The 2053-nt window shown below is 72.8% G+C and carries 1 protein-coding gene; it reads left to right on the forward strand.

Features of this window, described 5'->3' with window-relative positions:
* Positions 1-2053 (forward strand): type I polyketide synthase (locus tag LCH29_RS43920; protein WP_446467281.1); only part of this gene is annotated, 2053 nt, incomplete at both ends.

Here is a 2053-nt window from a genome sequence, read left to right on the forward strand (position 1 = left end):
CGGGAGTGCGGTCAACCAGGACGGTGCGTCGAACGGTCTGACGGCGCCGAACGGTCCGTCGCAGCAGCGGGTGATCCGGCAGGCGCTCGCCGCCGCGCGTCTCTCGCCGTCCGACGTGGACGCGGTCGAGGCGCACGGTACGGGCACCCGGCTCGGCGACCCGATCGAGGCGCAGGCCCTGATGGCCACGTACGGACAGGACCGCGCCGGAGCCGAGCCGCTGTGGCTGGGCTCGGTCAAGTCGAACATCGGCCACCCACAGGCCGCGGCCGGCGCCGCCGGTCTGATCAAGATGGTGATGGCGCTCCGGGAGCGGCGGCTGCCGCAGACGCTCCACGCCGACGAGCCCTCGTCCCACGTGGACTGGACCGCCGGTGCGGTCGAGCTGCTGTCCGAGGCCCGGGAATGGCCCCGGACCGACCACCCGCGCCGGGCAGGCGTCTCATCGTTCGGCATCAGCGGGACCAACGCACACGTCATCATCGAAGAAGCCCCGGCCGCCGAACCCGTCATGGCCGAGGAGCGGCCGACGGCCGAGCTGCCGGTGGTGCCGTGGGTGCTGTCCGGCCGGAACGCCCAGGCGGTGCGGGCACAGGCCGGACGCCTGGCGACCTACCTCGACGGGCGGGACGTCGCGCCCGCCGACGTCGGGCTGTCCCTGGCCACCACACGCGCCGCGCTGGAGCACCGTGCGGTGGTGCTGGGCGCCGAGGGCGCCACACTGCGCGGAAGCCTCATCGACCTCGATGGCGATGCGGTGGTGTCGGGTGCCGTGGGCGAGGGGCGTACGGCGTGGATGTTCACCGGGCAGGGCAGCCAGCGACTCGGCATGGGCCGCGAGCTGTACGCGCAGTTCCCGGTGTTCGCGCGGACCCTGGACGAGGCGTGTGGACATCTGGACGCCGAGCTTGCGGGCGGGCCGGGCTTCGGTGTGCCGGTGCGGGAGGTGCTGTTCGCGGCGGAGGGCTCTGCGGAGGCGGCCCTGCTGGAGGAGACCGGGTACGCGCAGACGTCGTTGTTCGCGGTGCAGGTGGCGCTGGTCGAGTTGTTGCGTTCCTGGGGCGTGCGTCCGGATGCGGTGTTCGGCCATTCCATCGGTGAGTTCGCCGCCGCGTACACGGCGGGTGTGTTCGAGCTGGCGGATGCTGCCCGGTTGGTGGCGGGCCGTGCCCGGTTGATGCAGGCGCTGCCTTCGGGGGGTGCGATGGCGGCCATTGAGGGCACTGAGCCCGAGGTCGCCGACATCCTCGGAGGGCTCCCTGAGGGAGAGGGGGCCACGGTCGCGGCGGTGAACGGGCCCACGTCGGTGGTGGTGTCCGGTGACGAGGACGCGGTCGAGCGGGTGATGGCGGTTGCGCGGGAGCGGGGTCGGCGGGTGTCGCGGCTGCGCGTCAGCCACGCCTTCCACTCGCCGTTGATGGAGCCGATGCTGGCGGAGTTCGCCGAGGTCGCGGCGAGTATCACCTACCGGCAGCCGGTGCTCACAGCGGTCAGCACCGTCACGGGTCGGCCGCTCGCAGATTCTGACTGGACGACCCCCGCCTACTGGGTCCGCCAGGTGCGCGAGCCGACCGCCGCAGGCGAACAGAGCGCAACCCGGCTGCTGGAGATCGGACCGGACCCGGTGCTGACCAGCCTCGCACCGGCGGCCACCGACGCTGCCGCCGCGGCCGTGCTGCGAAAGGGACGGGCCGAGGCCGAGACCCTGCTGACCGCTGTGGCGGACGTGTTCGTGCGTGGGGCGGACGTGGACTGGGCCGCTGTGTTCGCCGGGACCGGTGCGCGGCGAGTGGACCTGCCGACGTACGCCTTCCAGCGGCAGCGGTACTGGCTGCGGCCCGCCCGCTCGGCGACGGACCTCGATGACGTGGGTCTGGGCGCTGCGGGGCACCCGTTGTTGGGTGCTGCGGTTGCGGTGGCCGGTTCGGACGCCGTGTTGCTGACGTCACGGCTCTCGGTGCGGTCGCATCCGTGGCTGGCTGATCATGTGGTGGCGGGTTCGGTCCTGGTGCCGGGCACTGCGTTCGTTGAGCTTGCGGTGCAGGCGGGTGAC

The organism is Streptomyces sp. BRA346, assembly GCF_052851135.1.